The organism is Roseobacter phycocola (genome assembly GCF_042055075.2).
Taxonomy (GTDB): Bacteria; Pseudomonadota; Alphaproteobacteria; order Rhodobacterales; family Rhodobacteraceae; genus Roseobacter.
This window is the reverse complement of record NZ_CP194010.1, coordinates 3617654-3637122: the sequence shown is the minus strand read 5'-3', so window position 1 is coordinate 3637122 and position 19469 is coordinate 3617654. Positions and strand designations below refer to the sequence as shown.

At 60.5% G+C, this 19469-nt stretch carries 20 protein-coding genes; 12 read left to right on the top strand and 8 right to left on the bottom strand.

Annotated elements, in window-relative coordinates:
• Window positions 1–92: 92 nt before the first annotated feature.
• A complete protein-coding gene (locus AB4K19_RS18005) occupies window positions 93–1046 on the bottom strand; it encodes a porin (RefSeq protein WP_436398480.1) in 954 nt (317 codons plus the stop codon).
• 245 nt (window positions 1047–1291) lie between these two features.
• On the opposite strand from AB4K19_RS18005, the gene AB4K19_RS18000 reads away from it, so the two are divergent.
• The 4 genes from AB4K19_RS18000 to holA all read left to right on the top strand — a co-directional run bounded on the left by AB4K19_RS18000 (window position 1292) and on the right by holA (window position 5883).
• Window positions 1292–1786: a DUF3576 domain-containing protein gene (locus AB4K19_RS18000; RefSeq protein ID WP_375229636.1), complete on the top strand. Its 495-nt coding sequence runs from the start codon at window positions 1292–1294 to the stop codon at window positions 1784–1786.
• A 95-nt stretch (window positions 1787–1881) separates the two neighbouring features.
• On the top strand, window positions 1882–4419 hold the full coding sequence (gene leuS / locus AB4K19_RS17995; RefSeq protein WP_436398479.1) for a leucine--tRNA ligase: 2538 nt from the start codon (window positions 1882–1884) through the stop codon (window positions 4417–4419).
• Window positions 4406–4885, top strand: coding sequence for an LPS assembly lipoprotein LptE (gene lptE / locus AB4K19_RS17990; protein ID WP_375229635.1), 480 nt, complete (start codon window positions 4406–4408; stop codon window positions 4883–4885). The genes leuS and lptE overlap by 14 nt, the downstream gene beginning before the upstream one ends.
• Window positions 4882–5883 carry a DNA polymerase III subunit delta gene (holA, locus tag AB4K19_RS17985; RefSeq protein WP_375229634.1) on the top strand — a complete coding sequence of 334 codons (1002 nt, stop codon included), beginning with the start codon at window positions 4882–4884 and terminating at the stop codon, window positions 5881–5883. The genes lptE and holA overlap by 4 nt, the downstream gene beginning before the upstream one ends.
• Here holA and AB4K19_RS17980 read toward each other — a convergent pair.
• Window positions 5880–6311 carry a GFA family protein gene (locus tag AB4K19_RS17980; protein WP_375229633.1) on the bottom strand — a complete coding sequence of 144 codons (432 nt, stop codon included), beginning with the start codon at window positions 6309–6311 and terminating at the stop codon, window positions 5880–5882. The two genes, holA and AB4K19_RS17980, sit on opposite strands and share 4 nt — an antisense overlap.
• 126 nt (window positions 6312–6437) lie before the next feature.
• Here AB4K19_RS17980 and AB4K19_RS17975 point away from each other — a divergent pair, with 126 nt between their 5' ends.
• Window positions 6438–7022, top strand: coding sequence for a glutathione S-transferase family protein (locus AB4K19_RS17975; protein WP_436398478.1), 585 nt, complete (start codon window positions 6438–6440; stop codon window positions 7020–7022).
• On the opposite strand, the gene AB4K19_RS17970 is transcribed toward AB4K19_RS17975, so the two are convergent.
• The gene (locus AB4K19_RS17970) at window positions 7001–8185 is read right to left on the bottom strand and encodes a TIGR03862 family flavoprotein (RefSeq protein ID WP_375229632.1); all 1185 of its coding nucleotides are present in this window, start codon (window positions 8183–8185) and stop codon (window positions 7001–7003) included. The genes AB4K19_RS17975 and AB4K19_RS17970 overlap by 22 nt on opposite strands.
• Complete coding sequence (locus tag AB4K19_RS17965) at window positions 8182–9549, bottom strand: mechanosensitive ion channel family protein (protein WP_375229631.1); 1368 nt, start codon at window positions 9547–9549, stop codon at window positions 8182–8184. The genes AB4K19_RS17970 and AB4K19_RS17965 overlap by 4 nt, the downstream gene beginning before the upstream one ends.
• A 39-nt stretch (window positions 9550–9588) precedes the next feature.
• Here AB4K19_RS17965 and AB4K19_RS17960 point away from each other — a divergent pair, with 39 nt between their 5' ends.
• The gene (locus AB4K19_RS17960; RefSeq protein ID WP_375229630.1) at window positions 9589–9882 is read left to right on the top strand and encodes an HNH endonuclease; all 294 of its coding nucleotides are present in this window, start codon (window positions 9589–9591) and stop codon (window positions 9880–9882) included.
• Between the two features lie 6 nt (window positions 9883–9888).
• On the opposite strand, the gene AB4K19_RS17955 is transcribed toward AB4K19_RS17960, so the two are convergent.
• Window positions 9889–10638: an SDR family oxidoreductase gene (locus tag AB4K19_RS17955; protein ID WP_375229629.1), complete on the bottom strand. Its 750-nt coding sequence runs from the start codon at window positions 10636–10638 to the stop codon at window positions 9889–9891.
• A 133-nt stretch (window positions 10639–10771) separates the two neighbouring features.
• Here AB4K19_RS17955 and AB4K19_RS17950 point away from each other — a divergent pair, with 133 nt between their 5' ends.
• From AB4K19_RS17950 to lpxK, 6 genes are all read left to right on the top strand, one after another.
• The gene (locus tag AB4K19_RS17950) at window positions 10772–12274 is read left to right on the top strand and encodes a DUF2125 domain-containing protein (protein ID WP_375229628.1); all 1503 of its coding nucleotides are present in this window, start codon (window positions 10772–10774) and stop codon (window positions 12272–12274) included.
• Between the two features lie 120 nt (window positions 12275–12394).
• Window positions 12395–13741 (top strand): TldD/PmbA family protein, encoded by a 1347-nt coding sequence (locus tag AB4K19_RS17945; protein WP_375229627.1) that lies wholly within the window; start codon window positions 12395–12397, stop codon window positions 13739–13741.
• Window positions 13728–14504, top strand: coding sequence for an inositol monophosphatase family protein (locus tag AB4K19_RS17940; RefSeq protein ID WP_436398476.1), 777 nt, complete (start codon window positions 13728–13730; stop codon window positions 14502–14504). Before AB4K19_RS17945 ends, AB4K19_RS17940 begins: the two co-directional genes overlap by 14 nt.
• 81 nt (window positions 14505–14585) lie before the next feature.
• A complete protein-coding gene (locus AB4K19_RS17935; protein WP_375229626.1) occupies window positions 14586–14828 on the top strand; it encodes a DUF4170 domain-containing protein in 243 nt (80 codons plus the stop codon).
• A 6-nt stretch (window positions 14829–14834) separates the two neighbouring features.
• Window positions 14835–16082 (top strand): 3-deoxy-D-manno-octulosonic acid transferase, encoded by a 1248-nt coding sequence (locus AB4K19_RS17930; RefSeq protein ID WP_375229625.1) that lies wholly within the window; start codon window positions 14835–14837, stop codon window positions 16080–16082.
• Window positions 16069–17070 (top strand): tetraacyldisaccharide 4'-kinase, encoded by a 1002-nt coding sequence (lpxK, locus tag AB4K19_RS17925; protein ID WP_375229624.1) that lies wholly within the window; start codon window positions 16069–16071, stop codon window positions 17068–17070. The genes AB4K19_RS17930 and lpxK overlap by 14 nt, the downstream gene beginning before the upstream one ends.
• Before the next feature lie 5 nt (window positions 17071–17075).
• Here the strand turns inward: lpxK and AB4K19_RS17920 are convergent, their stop codons facing one another.
• The 3 genes from AB4K19_RS17920 to AB4K19_RS17910 are packed head-to-tail and all read right to left on the bottom strand — an operon-like array spanning window position 17076 to window position 19392.
• Entirely contained in the window at window positions 17076–18194 is a 1119-nt protein-coding gene (locus AB4K19_RS17920) for a CaiB/BaiF CoA transferase family protein (RefSeq protein ID WP_375229623.1), read from the bottom strand.
• A complete protein-coding gene (locus AB4K19_RS17915) occupies window positions 18194–18871 on the bottom strand; it encodes a DsbA family protein (RefSeq protein WP_375229622.1) in 678 nt (225 codons plus the stop codon). The genes AB4K19_RS17920 and AB4K19_RS17915 overlap by 1 nt, the downstream gene beginning before the upstream one ends.
• Before the next feature lie 11 nt (window positions 18872–18882).
• Window positions 18883–19392, bottom strand: a complete 510-nt coding sequence (locus tag AB4K19_RS17910; protein WP_375229621.1) for a DUF721 domain-containing protein — start codon at window positions 19390–19392, stop codon at window positions 18883–18885.
• Between the last annotated feature and the right edge of the window lie 77 nt (window positions 19393–19469).

Here is a 19469-nt window from a genome sequence, read left to right as displayed (position 1 = left end):
TGTCAGGTGTCAGTTACTCAGATAAGAAAGCTGCGCAAAAGAAAAGGGGCGAACCTGAAGGTCCGCCCCAATTATCACGCGATGTGTTCAACTCAGAAGTTGAAGATCACACCCAGGTCCGCAACGGTGTTGTCGCTCGGGTTGTTGCCGATACCACCGCGCAGGGAGACACCGCCGCCCAGGTCGTGGCGGAAGCCAACACCGTATGCTGTGTCATCCGAGTCCTGACCGTTGTCGTTTACAACTGCCTGGATGCTTGTCGCCGCGCCAACCGGTACGGAGATGGATGCACCGTAGGAAACGTCGTCCTGATCGTCGCTGTCTGCAACCAGGAAGGAGAAGTCAACGTTGCTGAACGCGCCGGAAACGGATGCTGCCCAGAAGTCGTTGTCTGTCGCGCCGTCTTCGCTACCGAAGGCGATACCGACTGCGTATGCGCTGAACACGTAGCCGAGGCCAAGCATCCACTCTTCGCCGAAACCGTCTTCCGCGTTGTCTGTGTACGAACCTGCAACTGTCAGGTCGCCCATTTTGTAGCGCAGTTTGACGGTCGGTGCTTCTTCGATTTCGTCACCGATGCCGGATGCCGGCAGGCTGAAGCCGGAGGACTGCTCGAGGAACGATGTCAGACCAACGCCGAAGCCGTAGTAGTTAACAACGTCGCCGGAGTCGATAACGTCGGATGTGTTACCAACGTCGAGGCGGAAACCACCTGCCTGTACGTTGAATTCCGGGTTACGGATCGCGTTTTCATTGTCTTCGAAAGTCGGACCAGCTGTGTCCGCGTCACCTGTGGCGGAGTTGCCGTTGGCTTCGTCGTTTGTTTCGATACGCAGACGTGCGCCGAACTTAACACCACCGTCTGTTTCGGTTGTGCCAACGATGTTCAGGCGGAAACGCTGCTCGAGACGTGTGTCGCTGAGGCCAGCGGCCTGGCCTTCGTCGTAGATCAGGCCGAAGCGGCCGAAACCGTTGAATGTGATTTCCGCCGCAGCCATACCGGCTGTCGCGACGAGCATCGTGGATGCAAGAAGAACTTTTTTCATGTCGTTGTCCCTAGTGTGCAAGTGTTTCCCGGGATGACATGCATCCCAAGTGTGTTTGTGTAATGTCTTACAAGCGGCGTGACCTCAAGCGCTGAACAAAACGCCCCCCCGCTTTCCCGGAATATGGTGCTTTGATGCCACACCCGCCTCAATGCAGTCACATTCGCGGGAAACCGGCATGCGGCTTGCGGTGCAACGGCTCCTGAAGTAAACGGTTCAGAAGCAAAGTTTGGGCGGGTTTTTTGATGAAAAAGAGCACTTCGGCGCGTTGGATCGGAACAGCACTCTGTTGTGGGATGCTTGCTGCCTGCGGCGGGAGTTCAACAACGGAACTGGACACGGGCCCGCGCGATTTCCGCGAAGAATCAAGCCAGCGTGACAGGAATCAGCAAAGCGGCACCACAATCTGGGAAGCATTCCGCAATGCCGGCGCGGTCGAGACACGTACAAGCGTGAACAAGTATCTCTGGGCCGCATCCCTGGAAGTGCTGGAGTTTCTGCCCGTCGAACAGGTTGATCCATTTACCGGCGTAATCGTCACCGGATTCGGGACACCGCCGGGCAGCGGTCGGGCATACCGCGCGACAGTGCTGATTGATGACCCCGCGCTGGAGGCCCGGTCACTGAATGTATCGCTTCAGACGCGCAACGGTCCGGCGAGTGCGGCAACAATCCGCGCTGTAGAGGATGCGATTCTGACCCGTGCGCGACAGATCAGAAACCGTGATGGAGCGCTTTGACGCGGATCACGTTACCGACACTGAATAAATCTTCCCGCGCCGGGCACCCACAACAGACCGGGTCCCGGCGCTGATACGTTAAAAAGGACGCAAAAATGGCGCGTTACACCCCGGCAGAGATCGAAAGCCGCTGGCAGGAAGTCTGGAACCGCAACGAAGTTTTCCGGGCCGTAAGGTCCGCAGACAAGCCAAAATACTACGTGCTCGAGATGTTCCCGTATCCTTCGGGACGTATCCATATGGGCCATGTCCGCAACTACACGATGGGTGACGTCATCGCGCGGTACAAACTGGCCACCGGGCACAATGTGCTGCACCCGATGGGCTGGGACGCCTTCGGGATGCCTGCGGAAAACGCGGCAATGGCCATTGGCGGGCACCCCAAGGACTGGACCTACGGCAATATCGCCGACATGCGCGATCAGATGAAACCGCTGGGTCTCTCGATCGACTGGTCCCGGGAATTCGCAACCTGCGATCCCGAATACTACGGTCAGCAACAGGCGCTTTTCCTCGACTTCCTGGAAGCGGGCCTCGTGTACCGCAAAAATGCGCAGGTGAACTGGGACCCTGTCGATATGACCGTTCTGGCCAATGAGCAGGTAATCGACGGCAAAGGCTGGCGTTCGGGCGCAGATGTCGAGCGGCGCGAGCTGACACAATGGTTCTTTAAAATTTCTGACATGGCGGGCGAGCTGAAAGATGCCCTCGCAGGCCTTGAAAACTGGCCCGCAAAAGTGCGTCTGATGCAGGAGAACTGGATCGGCGAAAGCAGAGGGATCGAAATCCCCTTCCACCGAACGGACGGCCAGGGTGACATCCTGTGTTATTCCACACGGCCGGATACTATGCGCGGCGCCTCGTTCATTGCCATTTCACCGGATCACCCGGTGTCAAAGGCGCTGGAAAGCGAAAACCCGCAGCTGGCAAGCTTCATCGACGAGTGCCGCAAGATGGATACTACCGAAGCGGCTATGGAAAAGGCCGAGAAGAAAGGTATCGACACCGGATTGCGCGTGGCGCACCCGGTGGACAGCGACATTGAGCTGCCTGTCTGGATCGGGAATTTCGTTCTGATGGACTACGGCACCGGCGCTGTCTTTGGCTGTCCGGCGCACGACCAGCGCGATCTGGATTTTGCGCGGAAATATGACCTGCCGGTCCGGAACGCGTTCTATATGCCAGGGAACGAAACCGAGGTCGAAAACGAAGCACTTGTTCCGGCCAAGACTGATAAAGTTGTCTATATTGAGCACTTTGCCGGCGTGGGAGAGGTGACAAGCCAGCAGGGCATTGATGCGACCATTGACTGGTTCGAGGCCAACAACCTTGGCACAGGCCAGACAAAATACCGCCTGCGCGACTGGGGTCTTTCGCGGCAGCGGTACTGGGGCTGCCCGATTCCGGTGGTGCACTGCGATGCCTGCGGTGTCGTGCCCGAAAAGAAAGAAAACCTGCCGATCGAACTGCCCTATGATGTCAGTTTCGACACGCCGGGCAATCCGCTTGACCGCCATCCGACATGGCGCAAATGCGCCTGCCCCGCATGTGGCAGCGACGCCCTGCGCGAGACGGATACAATGGACACATTCGTCGACAGCTCCTGGTATTTCGCCCGGTTCACGGCCCCCCGTGCTCAGACACCCACTGTTGCGGACGATGCCGGCTACTGGATGAATGTTGACCAGTACATCGGCGGGATCGAACATGCGATTCTGCACCTGCTGTACTCCCGGTTCTTTGCCCGCGCGATGCAGATCACAGGCCATTTGCCCGAATCCGCCGTCGAACCTTTCGACGCGCTTTTCACTCAGGGCATGGTTACGCATGAAATATATCAGACACGCGATGACAAAGGCCGGCCGGTGTATCACCTGCCCGAGGATGTGACAGACGGCAGACTTGCTGACGGAACTGACGTGGAAATCATCCCGTCTGCCAAAATGTCCAAGTCCAAGAAAAACGTGGTCGACCCGGTCAATATCATTTCCGCCTATGGCGCAGACACAGCGCGCTGGTTCGTGCTGAGCGACAGCCCGCCGGAGCGGGATGTGGAGTGGACGGCATCGGGTGCGGAAGCCGCCTATAAACACCTTTCCCGCGTCTGGAACATTTCAGACCGCATTGCTCAGATGGACAAAGAGGCATCGGGCAGCGGGGACGACGAACTGCTCCGCGCGATGCACAGCTGCATCCACGATGTCACGATGGGCATCGAAAGCTTCGGGTTTAACGCGGCCATTGCGAAACTCTATGCATTTTCGGCAGCTTTGCAGAAGTCCAAAGCGGGATACGGCGCCCAGCGCCAGGCCGTTATGACCCTGGCCCAGCTTATGTCGCCAATGACGCCGCATCTTTCCGAAGACATCTGGGCCCATCAGGGCGGCGAAGGCCTGATCACCACCGCACCCTGGCCGGTTGCGGATGACGCGATGCTGGTCTCAGACACCGTTACGCTGCCCATTCAGGTCAACGGCAAACGCCGTGCCGAGATCACTGTACCCGCGGATATGAGCAAGGAAGAGGTTGAAAAAGTCGCCCTCGCCGACCAGGCTGTCATCCGGACCCTTGATGGCGCAACGCCAAAGAAGGTTATCGTAGTTCCGGGACGTATTGTGAATGTCGTTGTATAGCCGCCGTGCTCTGATCTGCCTGCCGCTCGCACTTGCAGCCTGCGGTTTCACGCCCGTCTATGGCACGGGTGGCAACGGGACGCGCCTGCAGAACAACATCCTGATCGACGAACCACAGACGGAAAACGGCTACCTCATCACGCGGCGTATCGAAGAACGGCTGGGCCGATCTGTAAACGCGGGATACCGGCTTTCTCTGAATGTCAGGACAGCGCAGGAGAATCTGGCGATCGATAGCGAAGGCGATATTACCCGCCTGAATCTGCTCGGCAGTGCGGATTATACGCTGATAGACAACGAAACCGGCCGGATCGTGCTGTCCGGACTTGTCGACAACTTCACCGGGTATTCTGCGGCGGACACAACAGTTGCCACGCTTGCCGCCGAGCAGGATGCGCAGCAGCGTCTTATGGTGCTGCTGGGTGATCAGATCATCGTCAGGCTGCTCAGTGCCGATCTGACATGAAGCTCTCGACGCGTGATGCAACGGGGTATTTCGCAAAGCCGGACCCGCGCAGGACCGGCATTCTGATTTTTGGCCGGGACGGCATGCGTGTGGCGCTGAAGCGCCAGCAGATGCTGGCCGCACTTCTGGGGCCCACTGCCGAAGAAGAAATGCGTCTGACCCGGATGAACGGGAACGAACTGCGCAAAGACGCCGCGATGCTGGTCGACGCCATCAAGGCGGTCGGGTTTTTCCCCGGACAGCGTGCGGTGTTTGTTGAGGACGCCAACGAAAACACCGGCCCCGCTATTCTCGCGGCCCTCGACGCCTGGCAGGACGGTGACGCGCAGATTGTCGTCACCGCCGGGGATCTGAAACCAACGTCAAAACTGCGCAAAGCGTTTGAAGCACATCCCAATGCCTATGCGACAGGCATCTATGACAATCCGCCCACGCGCGCCGAGATTGAACAGTCCCTCAGGGAGTCCGGGCTGGACCTGCCGTCCGGTGATGTCATGGCAGCCCTTGGGGATCTTGCCCAGGCGCTGGACCCGGGTGATTTCCGCCAGACGGTCGAAAAACTGGCACTCTACAAGCTGGGCGATCCGGACCCGGTGTCCGAAGCTGATGTAGCGGCCTGTGCACCCACGTCCACAGAGGCTGCGATCGATGACATCCTGATGGTCGTGGCCGAGGCCCGCGCACAGGAGATCGGTCCGGTCATGCAGAAGCTGACCGCTCAGGGGGCAACACCTGTGGGGCTTTGCATCGGGGCGATGCGCCATTTCCGGGCGCTGCACCGCGCAGCGAGTGATACATCAGGGCGCCCCACTATTTTCGGCCCGCATCGCGACCGGATGCTGGCACAGTCGCGTCGGTGGGGTGCTGCGCGTCTGGAAACGGCCCTGACCGTTCTGACAGATACGGATCTGCAGCTGCGGTCCGCCGGGCAACATGCGCCCGGCATGGCGCTGGTCGAGCGCGCCTTTATCCGGCTCGCAATGCTCGGTGCGCGTTAACCGCCCTCTCCGCCAAACATGGCCATAACCTCCGCTTCGGTCATTTTATGCGTTTCCTCTGCGAAGCTGTAACCACCCGGCTTTTTGTCGATGAAGATCTCACCGGTCAGCGCGACGCCGTCCTGCATATCAAAGGTCCCAAAACCGATGTGATACGCGTTCTCATGCGGTCCGGGTGCCGTGACGCGGTACCACAGACTGCTGCCACAGTTTTTGCAAAAAACTCTTTCTGCCCAGGGGGATGATGCATAGGTGGCCAGATTTTCGCTGCCCTCAATCTCAATCTGATCGCCGGGGACCTCAACGCCCAGAAAGACACCGCCGCTCCATTTCCGGCACATCCCGCAATGGCAGGCACCGGTTTCGGTGATGTCTTTGTTGATCTTGAAATTTACAGCGCCGCAGAGGCAACTTCCGGTCCGGGACATGACACTCTCCTGTTGGTTTTCCCTGTCGGGGATACACCGGACCACTGCCGTTTTCTGTCAGCAGTTGTCAGCCCGCCGGCACCATGACAGGGTCTGCAAAACCATCCTGAACCGGAATCAAAGATCATGTACACAGTTATCGGTCCGCAAAAGTCCCGCGCCATGCGCGTTCTCTGGATGCTCGAAGAACTTGGCGAGCCATACGAGCATATTCCGGCCCCGCCCCGTTCTGAAGAAGCGGTCAGGTACAATCCTTCGGGCAAGGTCCCGGCGCTTCTGGATGGCGACGCAGTGCTCACCGATTCGATGGCAATTGTGACGTATCTGGCTGACAAACATGGTCGTCTGACAGCGCCCGCGGGCACCGTCGCGCGCGCGCGGCAGGATGCACTGACTTTCTGGCTGATCGACGAAATGGACGCGGTTCTCTGGGCGGCGGCAAAACACAGTTTTGTCCTGCCCGAAGATCTGCGGATGCCCGCCGTAAAGGAATCACTGAAGGCAGAATTCAGTGCGTCCGCGGACAAACTCTCTGCCATGCTGGACGGCCCGTTTCTGATGGGGGACAGCCTATCGATACCTGACATTCTGGCATGTCACTGCATCAACTGGTCGGTCGGCGCCAAGTTCCCGCGGGTGGACGACAGGTTGTTTGCCTATGCGAAAAACCTGCGCGAAAGACCGGCGTATCAGGCAGCCGCCTCAAGATAACGCAACGCACCCAGACCTGCGTGTCGTCCGGTGGCAAGGCAGGCAGTAATCAGATAACCACCTGTCGGCGCATCCCAGTCCAGCATTTCACCCGCACAAAAGACGCCAGGGACCGCACGCAGCATCAGTTCGTCATTAACCCCCGCCATGGGAACGCCACCAACTGTCGAAATGGCTTCATCCATCGGCAGAAAACCGTCGTGCCGCACGGGCAGATTTCTGACCAGCCCCGACCAGTCATCCCGATTGCCGCGCATATCACCGGCCATCTCGAAAACCAGCGCGGATTTTACCGGTGGCAGTCGCAGTGTGCTTTTGAGCCAGTGCGCCAGCGTCCGCCCTTTGGCAGGTGCTTTTGATCCGGTCAGTTGCTCTTTCGTAAGATCAGGAACCAGATCAACGCTCAATGCGGCACTCTCCCTGAGGGCAGGTGAAAGCGCATAAATCCCGCCCCCTTCGAGCCCGCGCGCCGACAAAACAGCTTCGCCGCGCGACTGCAATGGTCCCGCCTGCCATCTCACGGCCTTGAGCGCCGATCCGAAATGCCTGTTCATGTGCCCGGTCCATTGCACCGATAGGCCGGCATTTGAAGGCGCAAATGGTGAAACAGGCGCGCCTGCAGTTTCCAGTACAGGTGCCCAGGCCCCGTCAGCACCAAGCTTGGACCAGCTCTTACCGCCCAGCGCCAGCACGGTCACATCAGATGGGATGTGTTCTGTGCCGTCCGGGCCGTTGAAAACGGCATCGCCTGCGGCATCCCATCCCTGCCAGCGCATCCGTGGCCGCAGGGTAACGCCCTGCTCTGCCAGGCGCGCAAGCCAGGCCCGCAGGAGCGGCGACGCCTTCATCGCGCGCGGGAACACACGCCTGGTTGATCCCGTGAATATGTCCTGCCCCAGACCCCGTGCCCACGCCTGCACTGCGCCGGCCTCAAAGTCCCGGAGAATCGGCCGCAGCCACTCCGCGCTGTCACCATAGTTGGGCAGCAATGCGTCAAACGGCTCGTCCATTGTCAGGTTCAGCCCGGATTTTCCCGCCATCAGGAATTTCCGCCCTACCGAAGGCATCGCATCGCAGACCGTCACCCGAACACCTGCCGCCGACAGTGTTTCGGCAGCCATCAGACCTGCGGGTCCCGCGCCGACGATCAGCGCATGTTTCACGCCCCGGCCTGCGGCAGCCCGCCTTTGAGCTCCACCACGCGCTGTGGGTACGGGATTTCGATGTCGTGTTCTTTCAGCGCGTTCCAGATCAGGAAGAGCACATCGGACGTGTATTTGTTGGGCCCGTCGTCCAAACCATTGACCCAGAATTCGACAGCGAAGTCGATCCCGCTGTCACCAAACCCACGCAGCTCGCAATCGGGCGGATACGGCGCATCGAGCACATCCGGATGCGTGGCAACAGCGGCCTCAATAATGCCCGGAACGAGATTGATATCCGTGTCATAGCTGACCGAAAAAGGTGCCTCATAACGGTTCGCGGACCCGCTGTCGGAATAATTGACGACACGCGTCGTGATGAAATCTTCGTTCGGGACCACGATCCAGCGACCATCAAAGGTTTCAAGAATAGCGGCGCGGGCCGTCATCCGCACAATCTGACCGGATTCGCCACCATCAAGCTCCACGTAGTCGCCGACGGTGGCCTGCCCTTCGATCAGCAGGATGACACCGGAGATGAAGTTGGACGCGATTTTCTGCAGGCCAAAGCCAAGGCCAACGCCGATCGCACCGCCGATCACCGCCAACGCCGACAGGTTGATCCCCATAATGTTCAGAAGCAGCAGAAACGCGATGCCAAAGATGCTGAATTCCACGACCTTCGCCAGAAGCTGGCGCAGTGACGGCCGCATTTCTTCCTGTTTTTCAATGAACTGAGACGTCTGGCGGTTGGACCATCCCCCCAGCCAGAAGAGGATACCGCCGGCGATAATGCCGCGCACCAGCGACATCGCCGAAAAGGAGATATTCCCCAGATTGACCGTCATTTCGTTGAGCCGTTCGACAAGCAGGTCGAGTAGCCCCAGTGCGTAGAGCGCTGCAACCGGGATCAGCACGTAGCGGCCAAGCAGCTTGAGCAACGGATCGTTCAGGATTTCCCGGGCCAGTGTCCGGGCCGCCACAAACATGAAAACGCGTTTGCCAAAAGCGATGACAGCACCGCTGTCAAAGAGAGAGCGGACAACACTTTCGCCGATTGCTGTAAAGACATACGCCAGCAGGGGCAGCAGCAGAGGCAGCAGGGTCAGGGCAAACCGCCGGGCCTGTGCCAGAGAGCCTTCGGCCTTTTCATCCGGGGTCAGAAGACGGGTCAGCCCACCACGCAGGCGCCGCGCCGTGAAAACGGCAAGCAGCCAGGCAACAATGAGCAGCCCGAACTGTGACCATGCCGCCGGGCTGAGAACCCAGGACATCGCCAGCTCCCACACCTGCAGGGCATATCCGGCAGCCTGCTGTACAATCTCCGGCTGGGTGGAAAGATCAAATTCCACGGCCACCCCCTCTTTTTCTGTGCGCGTCTGCATCTAGGTTCATGCCTGTGCCCGCAAGTCAGAGCAAGTCCTATGTCAGATCCTGTGTGCCCCCTCTGCCACAGACCCATCCCTCCCGATGTCAGCCAGAGCCTGCATCATCTGATCCCCAAGCTGAAAGGTGGCAAGGGCGGTCCGGTGATCCTGATGCATCACATCTGTCACCGGGAAATCCACGCCACGCTCACGGAGGCTGAGCTGGCGCGCGATTATGACACGCCCGATAAACTGCGGGCGCATCCGCGGCTTGCAAAATTCATTGCCTGGGTCAGCAAGCGGCCGCCCGGGTTTCAGTCAAAAGTCCCGGGCCGGAGGCGCAAAAGGTGACCCGCTTCAGACCAGCCCGACCGCTTTGCGTATATCCGGATCCCGCAGCGAAATCTCGTCGCCTTTCCATACGTCGGCTTCCGGGCCGCACATCCACAGCAGCGTGCGCGCAGGCCAGTCCGCCGGAATGTGGTCCTCCCATGCGAGCTGGCTGACCCGGTTGATTCCGGACGCTTTGATCTCGCGCTGCATCTGGGTGGCAACCGTCCCGGGCGACAGCCCGATCGCGCGGATACCATGACCGCTTTCTTCAAGATGCAGGCAGCGGTTCAGCATATTCACCGCAGCTTTGGACGAACAGTAGTGGCTCCAGCCCTCGATGGCATTATGCGCGGCACCGGAACTGATGGTCAGAACGGAGCCCCCGCCGCCGGCTTTCATCACCGGCAGCGCCGCGTGGATACAGTGAAAGACACCCTTGAGATTGATATCAATAACATCGGACCAACCTTCCGGGTCCACTCCCCCAAGGTGCGAAATCGGCTCAATGGCCCCGGCGTTGTTGATGAGCACATCAATACCGCCAAACTGCTCCGCAGCCGTCGCCATCGCGGACGCAACCTCGCCATACCGGGCTACGTTGCAGGGCACCGCAATGGCCTGTTCACCGATTTCCCCGGCCAGATCTGCAATAGCACCCTGACTGCGGGCCAGCAGCACGACATTCGCACCGGCTCCGGCGAAAACCCGCGCAGCCTCTGCGCCGATACCGCGGCTTGCACCGGTGATCACGACTGTTTTCCGGCTCATATCCATTGGTGGGTCCTCCGCTGCATTCTCCGGAACAGGTGTTAGTGCCGCCACAGGGCATCGTCCAGCCCCACCGCCTCTTGACCATCATACGACCATAACAGACGATGCGCGCAAACGTTTCCCAAAGGATCGCAGAATGTTTCATTTAAAGAATGCCACCGTTCCCGTTGCAGCAGTTCTCTGCTTTGCCGGCCCTCTTTCCGCGGATGTCACAGCCGATGACGTCTGGAATGATATCAGCGCCTATATGGCTGGTATCGGGTACCGGATTGACGGTCAGGAAACGCGCAGCGGTAACACGCTGAGCATCAGTGACATCCGGATCACCGGATCTCTGGGACCCGACACCGGATCAATGGTCATTCAGCTCGACAGTATCGACCTGGCCGAGACCGGCGGTGGGGTTGTCGACATCATCCTGCCTCCTGTCGTTCCGGTAGTTTCGGAATTCACCGGCCCCGATGGCGAAACCTTCACGAGCACGGTCGAATACAGGCATTCCGGTCTGGTGGCCCGTGCCAGCGGAACACCGGCCGAGATGCTGTATACCTACACAGCAGACACGATTTCTGTCCTGTCAAACGGCCCGGAAATTGACGGAACCACCTTTTTTACGGCCGAGGGCGATCTGACCGGCATTTCCGGGACCACAACCATGACCCTGGGGGGCACCCGGGTCTATGACCAGCAGATGGCAGCTGCGGGCGCAACGTACCAGATCAGTTTCGCGGATCCGGAGGGTGACGGCGAAGGGCGCATCACCGGTGAAATCAGCGACCTGACTTTTGAGGGCACGTCAGACCTGCCCGCGCTGGTCACCGAGCAGCTGAACATGAGCGAAATGCTGGCTGCCGGGTTTTCCGCCGGCGGCAATTTCCGGACCGGTCCCGCGACGCATCAGGTTACCTCGAACAGCGCCGAGGCCGATTTCAACATGAACCTTGCGACCGGGGAAACTGTTCTTGATGTGAAGATGAGCGGTGACGGTCTGAGCTACGGCGGTACGCAGAGCGATCTGGTCGCCAGCTATGAAACAAGTGCGCTGCCGTTCCCGATTGCTTTTGCCGCAGAAGACTCTGGGTTTGAACTTGGAATGCCGCTGCGCCAGAGCGAGGAGCCCGCTGACTTTGCGCTGCTCCTGTCCCTTGAGAAATTCACGATGGACGACTTTCTGTGGAACATGTTCGACAGCGCCAGCCGCCTTCCCCGCGACCCTGCCACACTGGTGGTCGATCTGGCCGGCAAGGCCACGGTTCTGTTTGACTTCCTTGACCCTGCCTCAATAGCTGCGGCGGGCGAGGCCGGCGATGCACCAGCAGATATCGACAGCCTGGATGTACGCGAACTGCGCCTGGAAATCGCCGGAGCTTCGCTGCAGGGCGAAGGCAGCTTTGAATTTCCGGAGACTGACATGCCGTTTCCGCGCCCTGTCGGTGGGGTTGATCTGAACCTTGTTGGGGGCAATGGCCTGATCGACAATCTGGTTGCCATCGGTCTTCTGCCCGAAGAACAGGCGATGGCGGCCCGCATGATGATGGGTCTGCTGGCCGTCCCGGGTGATGCTCCGGACACGCTCACGTCGCGGATTGAGATGAACGAACAGGGCCACATCATCGCCAACGGCCAGCGTATTCAGTAAAGCCAGGCGCGCGCGCCTGCGTGTGTTTTTGGCGGTGCCCCTTGCAGGAGGGGCACTGCACGGCTACGTCGTGGCCCAATACAGCAGACACCGCGCGACGCGCAGGACCCGAGGTATCCCATGACGCAGCCCATTGCAGATCTTTCTGAAAAACTCCTGGATGCGGCGCGCCAGGCGGGTGCGGGCGCCGCAGACGCCATGGTGATCCGCGGCACCTCGGTCAATATCGACGTGCGCAACGGCACGCTGGAACAGGCCGAACGCTCAGAAGGCACTGATCTGGGTCTGCGGGTTTTTCTGGGTCAGCGCAGCGCAACTGTGTCGGCCTCTGACACGAGCGACCGTACCATCACCGAGATGGCTGAACGCGCCGTCGCGATGGCCGCCGAAGCGCCTGAGGATCCGCATTCCGGCCTCGCGGACACCGCACAGCTGGCAACAGACCGGGATGCGTCGGCGCTGGAACTCTCCGATCCGACGGCGGAGCCATCTCCCGAAGAACTACAGCGCGATGCCCTTGAGGCGGAGAGCGCCGCACTGGCTGTTCAGGGCGTTTCGCAGGTCCAATCGGCCTCGGCAGGCTATTCAGCGCGCGAAATACATCTGGCGGCCTCCAACGGATTTTCGGGCGGCTACGACAGAACCGACCGTGGCCTGTCCTGCGTGGCCATTGCGGGAACCGGCACAGGCATGGAACGCGACTATGACGCTGACAGCCGGATTTTTCAGAACGATCTGCGCAGCGCCGCTGAAATCGGACAGCGTGCCGCTGAACGCGCACTTGCGAGGCTCGATGCACGCAAACCGCCCACCGGGACCTATCCGGTCCTTTTCGACGAACGGATTTCATCTTCGCTGATCGGCCATCTTCTGGCGGCTGTTAACGGAACGTCGGTTGCACGCGGTGCGTCGTGGCTGCGCGACGCGATGGGTCAGCAGGTTCTGCCCGATACCCTCAGCCTTCTGGAAGAGCCGCACCGGCCACGGGCCGCAGGCTCCCGGCCCTTTGATGCCGAAGGCCTGCCGACACGGGCGCGCAGCATTGTTGAAAACGGCATCCTCACCGGTTGGACACTGGATCTGGCCACGGGGCGCAAACTGGGCATGCCATCCACCGGGAACGCCACGCGCGGGACGTCTTCAGCGCCATCGCCTGGCACGTGGAACGTGACGCTGACACCGGGCACCGTCAGCCGTGACGATCTGATCCGGGACATGGGTACCGGTCTGCTGGTCACCTCCATGATCGGGTCGACGATCAACCCCAACACCGGTGATTATTCACGTGGTGCTGCGGGGCTGTGGATCGAGAACGGCGAGATCACCGGCGCTGTGAACGAATGCACGATTGCGGGTAACCTGCGCGACATGCTGATATCTGTTGTGCCCGCCAATGATGCGCGCCGGCATCTGAGCAGACGCGTGCCGTCGCTGCTGGTGCCGGGGATGACCCTTGCAGGAAACTGATCTCGCGCTCATCACGGATGCCGTCCGGATCGCAGGCCGGATTGCATCAAGCTATGCCGGGGACCGGGCAGAAAGATGGGACAAGCCCGGCGGCGCCGGACCGGTGACTGAAGCTGATCTGGCGGTAAATGCATATCTTGAAACCGTCCTGCGCACTGCACGGCCCGACTATGGCTGGCTGTCAGAAGAAACCGAGGACAGCGACGCGCGGCTTAACCATGACACGCTGTTTGTCGTCGATCCGATCGATGGTACGCGCAGTTTCGTTGAGGGGTCGCGGACCTGGGCACATTCGGTCGCAATCGTGCATCAAGGTCAGGTCACGGCAGGTGCCGTTTTCATGCCCCTGCGGGACAGGCTCTATACCGCGGCGAAAACGCGGGGCGCTTTTCTGAACGGACAGCCCATCGCTGCATCAACGCGCGAAGAGCCCCATGACGCCGACATTCTGGCCACCAAACCGGCGGTTGATCCGGATCACTGGCGCAATGGGGTGCCTGCCTTCCGGCGCGCGCACCGGCCATCCCTGGCGTATCGGCTGAGCCTCGTGGGCGAGGGCCGTTTCGATGCAATGCTGACGTTCCGGCCGGCCTGGGAATGGGACATCGCTGCAGGCGCGCTGATCGTAACTGAGGCCGGAGGCACCTGCACGGACCGCGCCGGAAACGCATTGCGGTTCAACAACCCCGACCCCCGTCTGAACGGCGTTGTCGCCGCAGGGCCGGCAATGCACGCGGGTCTTATGAATGCGCTGCAGCACTGACTGACAGCGCCGGCGTGGCTTGACCCCAGCGGGCATATACGCAACCTAAGGCACAACCACCCCTGACAAAGGACACCTCTCATGACACAGCGGCTTCATCTCGTCTTTGGCGGAGAGCTGACCGACCCGACCCGCAACATCTTCAAGAACGTCGATGATATTCATGTCGTGGGCATCTTTCCGAACTATGAGGAAGCCTTCAACGCCTGGAAATCAGAGGCGCAGCGGACAGTCGACAACGCGCACATGCGGTACTTCATCGCCCACCTGCACCGGCTGCGCGACGAGGAAGCTGCAGCCTCTTCGACAGAAGAGCTGGGGTAACAGGTCATGGGCCGCTCTCTCGGGCTGGCGGCCTGGCGTGCGCTGTCACGTCACACAGCCGAGCGCACCTACGTCCCCGAAGCCAGCAGGTCCGGCGACGAGCTGGTCTGGATACATGCCGCCGAGCCCGGAAATTTCCTTGCGGTCCTGGATCTGGCTGTCCGGATCACCAGTGCGCGCCACGGACTGCAGGTTCTGGTCACGCTTCCGGACAGCGAAGCTGCACGCGATGTCCGAACGAAGTGGACTCCGCCCGAGGGAGTTGCGCTGGACCGCATCCCGTCCGAACACCCCGAGGCGATCAACACGTTTCTGAAAACGTATAACCCGGATTTCGGTATCTGGGTCTGGGGTAAACTGCGGCCATCGCTGATAGACAGAACGCTGCAAACCGGGTGCGGGATGATCCTGATTGATGCGGGGAGCGACGGTTTTGACAGTCGTCATGACCGTTGGCTGCCCGATGTGACGCGCAGCATCCTGAACGGGTTCGACGCCATTCTTGTGCGGTCGGCCGGTGCTGCGGAGAGGATCGAAGCCCTGGGTGTCGACAGCCACCTGGTGCAGCGGGCACCGCCACTGCAGGCGGGTGGCCAGGCCCTGCCCTGCGATGATGGGGACATCTCTGATCTGTCTGCGATGATGGGGGGCCGTCCGGTCTGGCTGGCAGCGTGTCTGCAGCCCGAAGAGGCGGGCCCCGTTCTCGCAGCCCACCGCGCTGCATCGCGCATGTCCCACCGGCTTCTTCTGATCATGAATCCGCGACAGGCGTCCGACGCACCAGATTTTGCGGACAAAGTGCGCGCCGAAGGCATGCGGCTGTGTGACTGGTCCGCTGGCGAGGAGCCGGATGACAACACCCAGGTGATGATTGCTGACGACCCCCGGGACCTGGGCCTATTCTACCGGGTCGCACCGGTATCGTTTCTGGGCAGCTCACTTATGTCCGGCGCAGGCGGATGCAATCCTTTTGAGGCAGCAGCGCTCGGTTCTGCTGTGCTCTATGGTCCGAACGTCCGGCGGTATCTGCCCTTTTACACGCGGCTGGCAAACGCCGGTGCGGCACGCATCGTGAACGATGCCGACAGCCTCAGCGCCGCCGTGCAACAGCTGATCTCGCCGGATCAGGCGGCCGCGATGGCCCACGCAGGATGGGATGTGATCAGCAAGGGAGCCGCTCTGACCGACCGGGTGATCGGGCTGGTGGAAAGCGCACTGGATGCGCGGGAGGGCCAGCCACATGCAGGCGCCTGACTTCTGGTACAGACCGGCAGCAGCTCCAGGCGTTCGGGCGCGGCTGCTGTCCCCCCTTGGATGGCTGTACGCGCGCGCCACGGCGCGACGGCTGGCCGGCTCAGAGCCGGAGCGCCTTGGGATACCGGTGATCTGTGTCGGAAACCTCAATGCCGGTGGGACGGGCAAAACACCAACCGTCATCGCTGTGCTGAGTGCGCTGACAGATGCCTTTCACTCGCCCCATGTCATCACGCGCGGGTATGGTGGCAGGCTTAAAGGGCCGGTGCGTGTGGATCCGGCCCGTCACAGCGCAGAAGACGTCGGAGACGAACCTCTGCTGCTGGCGGCCTTCGCCGAAGTCTGGGTCGCCGAAGACCGCGCCGCCGGTGGCAAAGCCGCCGAAGAGGCCGGGGCGACTGTTGTGGTTCTGGACGACGGATTTCAGAACCCGTCGCTGCACAAGGATGTTTCAGTTATTGTTGTCGATGCAGCAAAGGGATTTGGCAACGGACGCTGCCTGCCGGCAGGTCCGCTGCGCGAACCTGTTGCAACAGGTCTCGCCCGCGCCGAAGTTCTGCTGTCGATCGGCGACGCCGCGGCACAACAGGCGTTTGATGCGACCCGCCCACCCCTTCCGGCCAGCCTGCCGCACGTCCGGGCAGAACTCAGCCCGCTTCAGACCGGTATGGACTGGTCCGACATGCGTGCCGTGGCCTTTGCAGGCATCGGACATCCCGAGAAGTTCTTTGCCACGCTCCGCCAGCTTGGCGCTGATCTCGTCCACGCCGAGCCGCTGGACGATCATCAGCCCGTCACAACCGCGCTGATGAACCGACTGGAAGCAGATGCAAAAACACGTGGCGCACAGCTCGTGACAACCGAAAAAGACGCGGTACGGCTGCCAGCGGCTTTCCGGATGAAAGTCATCACGCTGCCGGTGCGCCTGCAGTTTCAGGAAACGCCGAACCCGCTCTTGGAAAAGCTGGCGGCCCTCAAAGCGCCCTGAACGGCTCAGCCTTCGTTGTTTTCGCCCAGCCGTGGAGCCGGCCTGTGCAGGGCCAGTTCTGCATCCGAAAATGTAAACGGCGCACGTACACCGGGCACACCATCCAGTGACAGCTCCATGCCGCGTGCGATGACCTGCGGGTCCGCCATAACATCTGCCATGTCGTTGATCGGGCCGGCCGGAACACCCTCGGCTTCGCAGGCTGCCAGAAGGTCTGCGCGCGTGCGCTGGCGCGTGGCATCCGTGAGCCGCCGGATCATCTCATCCCGGTTCGCCAGACGGTTTTCGTTTTTGAGAAATTCAGGCGCTGTGGCCATGTCATCAAGACCCAGTAGCCTGCACAGGCGCTGGTACTGGCCATCGTTTCCTGTGGCGATGATGATATGTCCATCGGCACAGTCGAACACCTGGTAAGGTGCCAGGTTCACATGGGCATTGCCCATACGGCGCGGCGGTTCGCACGTGGTCAGGTAGTTCAGCGCCTGATTTGACGTGACTGCCACGGCCACGTCCATCAGGGACATGTCAATGTGCTGTCCGCGTCCGGTATGTTTGCGCTGGTGGACGGCCGCGAGGATCCCGGTGGTGGCGTAAATGCCGGTCAGGATATCGGTGATGGCCACGCCGTATTTCTGGGGCTGGCCCTCGGGTTCACCCGTCAGAGACATCAGCCCCGACATGCCCTGAATGATAAAGTCGTATCCTGCCCGCGACGCATAGGGGCCCGTATGACCGAAACCGGTTATCGAGCAATAGATCAGACGCGGGAAATCCCGTGACAGGGTTTCAAAGTCGAGCCCGTATTTTGCGAGTCCACCGGTCTTGAAATTCTCGATCAGGATGTCTGCATCCGCCAGAAGTTCCCGGACCGTTGCCTGACCTTCAGGTGTCCTGAAATCGGCCGTTACCGACTTTTTGCCCCGGTTTGTCGAGTGGAAATAGGCCGCCGAAACATCATCGCCCCGCGTGACAAATGGCGGCCCCCACTGACGCGTGTCATCGCCAGCAGGGCTTTCCACCTTGATCACATCACATCCAAGATCAGAAAGCGTCTGGCCTGCCCAGGGTCCCGCAAGAACCCGGGCAAGTTCGACAACCTTCAGCCCTTGAAGAGGCGCAGACATTACTCTGCAGCAGCGTCGATGATCGCCGCCATGTCGGAATACGCCATGTTGGAGTATTTCTGGCCGTTGATCACAAAGCTGGGTGTGCTGTTGATGTCATCTGCCTGAGCGTTTTCCTGGTACCATGCAACAAGCGTACGGGCGTTGTCCGCATCCTGCAGACAGGCTTCCATTGCATCGCCGTCGAGGCCCGCAAGGCGTCCGATGCGGCGCAGTTCGTCAACAATGGACACCATGTCTCCCGCGCGCGCCCATGTGGACTGACCTTCGTAAATCAGGTCGGCCATTCCAAAGAACGCCGTTGGTGTGCCCGCGCAGCGCGCGATCATCGACGCCCAGAGGCCAGGCCGGTCAAAGTAAACCTCACGGTAGACAAAATTGATCTTGCCGGTGTCGATGTAATCCGCCTTAAGCTGTTTGTAGGCTCCGGCGTGGAAACTGGCGCAATGAGGGCAGGTAAAGCTTGCGTATTCGATCACGGTCACCGGCGCGTCCGGATTGCCGAGGGTCATTTCCTGAATGCCCGACGTGTCAATGTCGCTTTCCTGCGCGTTGGCTGCCCCGATGGGGTCGACCTGCGAAACCTGGGTGGACTGGCTGCCCGACGGGCTGGTGACAAACCATGCCCCAAGGCCAATGACTGCTACCGCAGCCGAGATAATCATCATACGCGACATGGGTTTTCCTTTTACCGGTTTGATCTGGTCAGAATGTTCTCGCCAAGGCGGGTCAGTGCCGCTCTGAGCCGGTCATCCCCGACCGGTCTGGCTGTTTCGATGGCGGCTTCCCGAACGGCAGGGTCAACAGCTCCCGGGGCTGCTTCCTGCTTTTTGTGGGTGAAATCAACCTGTCCTTCGGCGAAACCGGATGCTGCTGTCTGGGTCACCCGGATCCGGGCAATAGCGTTATAGCCATAGACCGCATTCACACGGGCACGCAGCTGATCTTTCTGCATCTCCAGCATCGGTGCATTGGCGCCGGTGGTCAGCAGGGTCAGCGTCGCCCCCATGCCGCCACGGCCATAGCTTACCTCAACCGGACGGGACACAGCGGCCGTGTCAGCACCGGCAATCTCTTCCCAATGCGTCAGCAACCGGCTCTGCGCAAATCCGCGGCTCTCGCTGGCCGTACGGATACGGCCCTGCAACAGGCTGGACGTCTGCCGGAATCCTTTTGTACTGGCGCGGCGCGGCGGCATCGCTATCTTCCCTCAGAAACCTGTGAGGTAACATAGCCATTGCAGGGTGAGGTAACCAGCCCGTGACCGGCCGGAGG

Coding starts and splice junctions, on each gene's coding strand:
- AB4K19_RS17950 (WP_375229628.1), top strand. CDS start 10,772: ATGTTTCATTTAAAGAATGCCACCGTTCCCGTTGCAGCAGTTCTCTGC.
- AB4K19_RS18000 (WP_375229636.1), top strand. CDS start 1,292: ATGAAAAAGAGCACTTCGGCGCGTTGGATCGGAACAGCACTCTGTTGT.
- AB4K19_RS17955 (WP_375229629.1), bottom strand. CDS start 10,638: ATGGATATGAGCCGGAAAACAGTCGTGATCACCGGTGCAAGCCGCGGT.
- lptE (WP_375229635.1), top strand. CDS start 4,406: ATGTCGTTGTATAGCCGCCGTGCTCTGATCTGCCTGCCGCTCGCACTT.
- AB4K19_RS17980 (WP_375229633.1), bottom strand. CDS start 6,311: ATGTCCCGGACCGGAAGTTGCCTCTGCGGCGCTGTAAATTTCAAGATC.
- AB4K19_RS17945 (WP_375229627.1), top strand. CDS start 12,395: ATGACGCAGCCCATTGCAGATCTTTCTGAAAAACTCCTGGATGCGGCG.
- AB4K19_RS18005 (WP_436398480.1), bottom strand. CDS start 1,046: ATGAAAAAAGTTCTTCTTGCATCCACGATGCTCGTCGCGACAGCCGGT.
- AB4K19_RS17975 (WP_436398478.1), top strand. CDS start 6,438: ATGTACACAGTTATCGGTCCGCAAAAGTCCCGCGCCATGCGCGTTCTC.
- AB4K19_RS17965 (WP_375229631.1), bottom strand. CDS start 9,549: ATGCAGACGCGCACAGAAAAAGAGGGGGTGGCCGTGGAATTTGATCTT.
- AB4K19_RS17920 (WP_375229623.1), bottom strand. CDS start 18,194: ATGTCTGCGCCTCTTCAAGGGCTGAAGGTTGTCGAACTTGCCCGGGTT.
- AB4K19_RS17960 (WP_375229630.1), top strand. CDS start 9,589: ATGTCAGATCCTGTGTGCCCCCTCTGCCACAGACCCATCCCTCCCGAT.
- lpxK (WP_375229624.1), top strand. CDS start 16,069: ATGCAGGCGCCTGACTTCTGGTACAGACCGGCAGCAGCTCCAGGCGTT.
- AB4K19_RS17935 (WP_375229626.1), top strand. CDS start 14,586: ATGACACAGCGGCTTCATCTCGTCTTTGGCGGAGAGCTGACCGACCCG.
- AB4K19_RS17915 (WP_375229622.1), bottom strand. CDS start 18,871: ATGTCGCGTATGATGATTATCTCGGCTGCGGTAGCAGTCATTGGCCTT.
- leuS (WP_436398479.1), top strand. CDS start 1,882: ATGGCGCGTTACACCCCGGCAGAGATCGAAAGCCGCTGGCAGGAAGTC.
- AB4K19_RS17930 (WP_375229625.1), top strand. CDS start 14,835: ATGGGCCGCTCTCTCGGGCTGGCGGCCTGGCGTGCGCTGTCACGTCAC.
- AB4K19_RS17910 (WP_375229621.1), bottom strand. CDS start 19,392: ATGCCGCCGCGCCGCGCCAGTACAAAAGGATTCCGGCAGACGTCCAGC.
- holA (WP_375229634.1), top strand. CDS start 4,882: ATGAAGCTCTCGACGCGTGATGCAACGGGGTATTTCGCAAAGCCGGAC.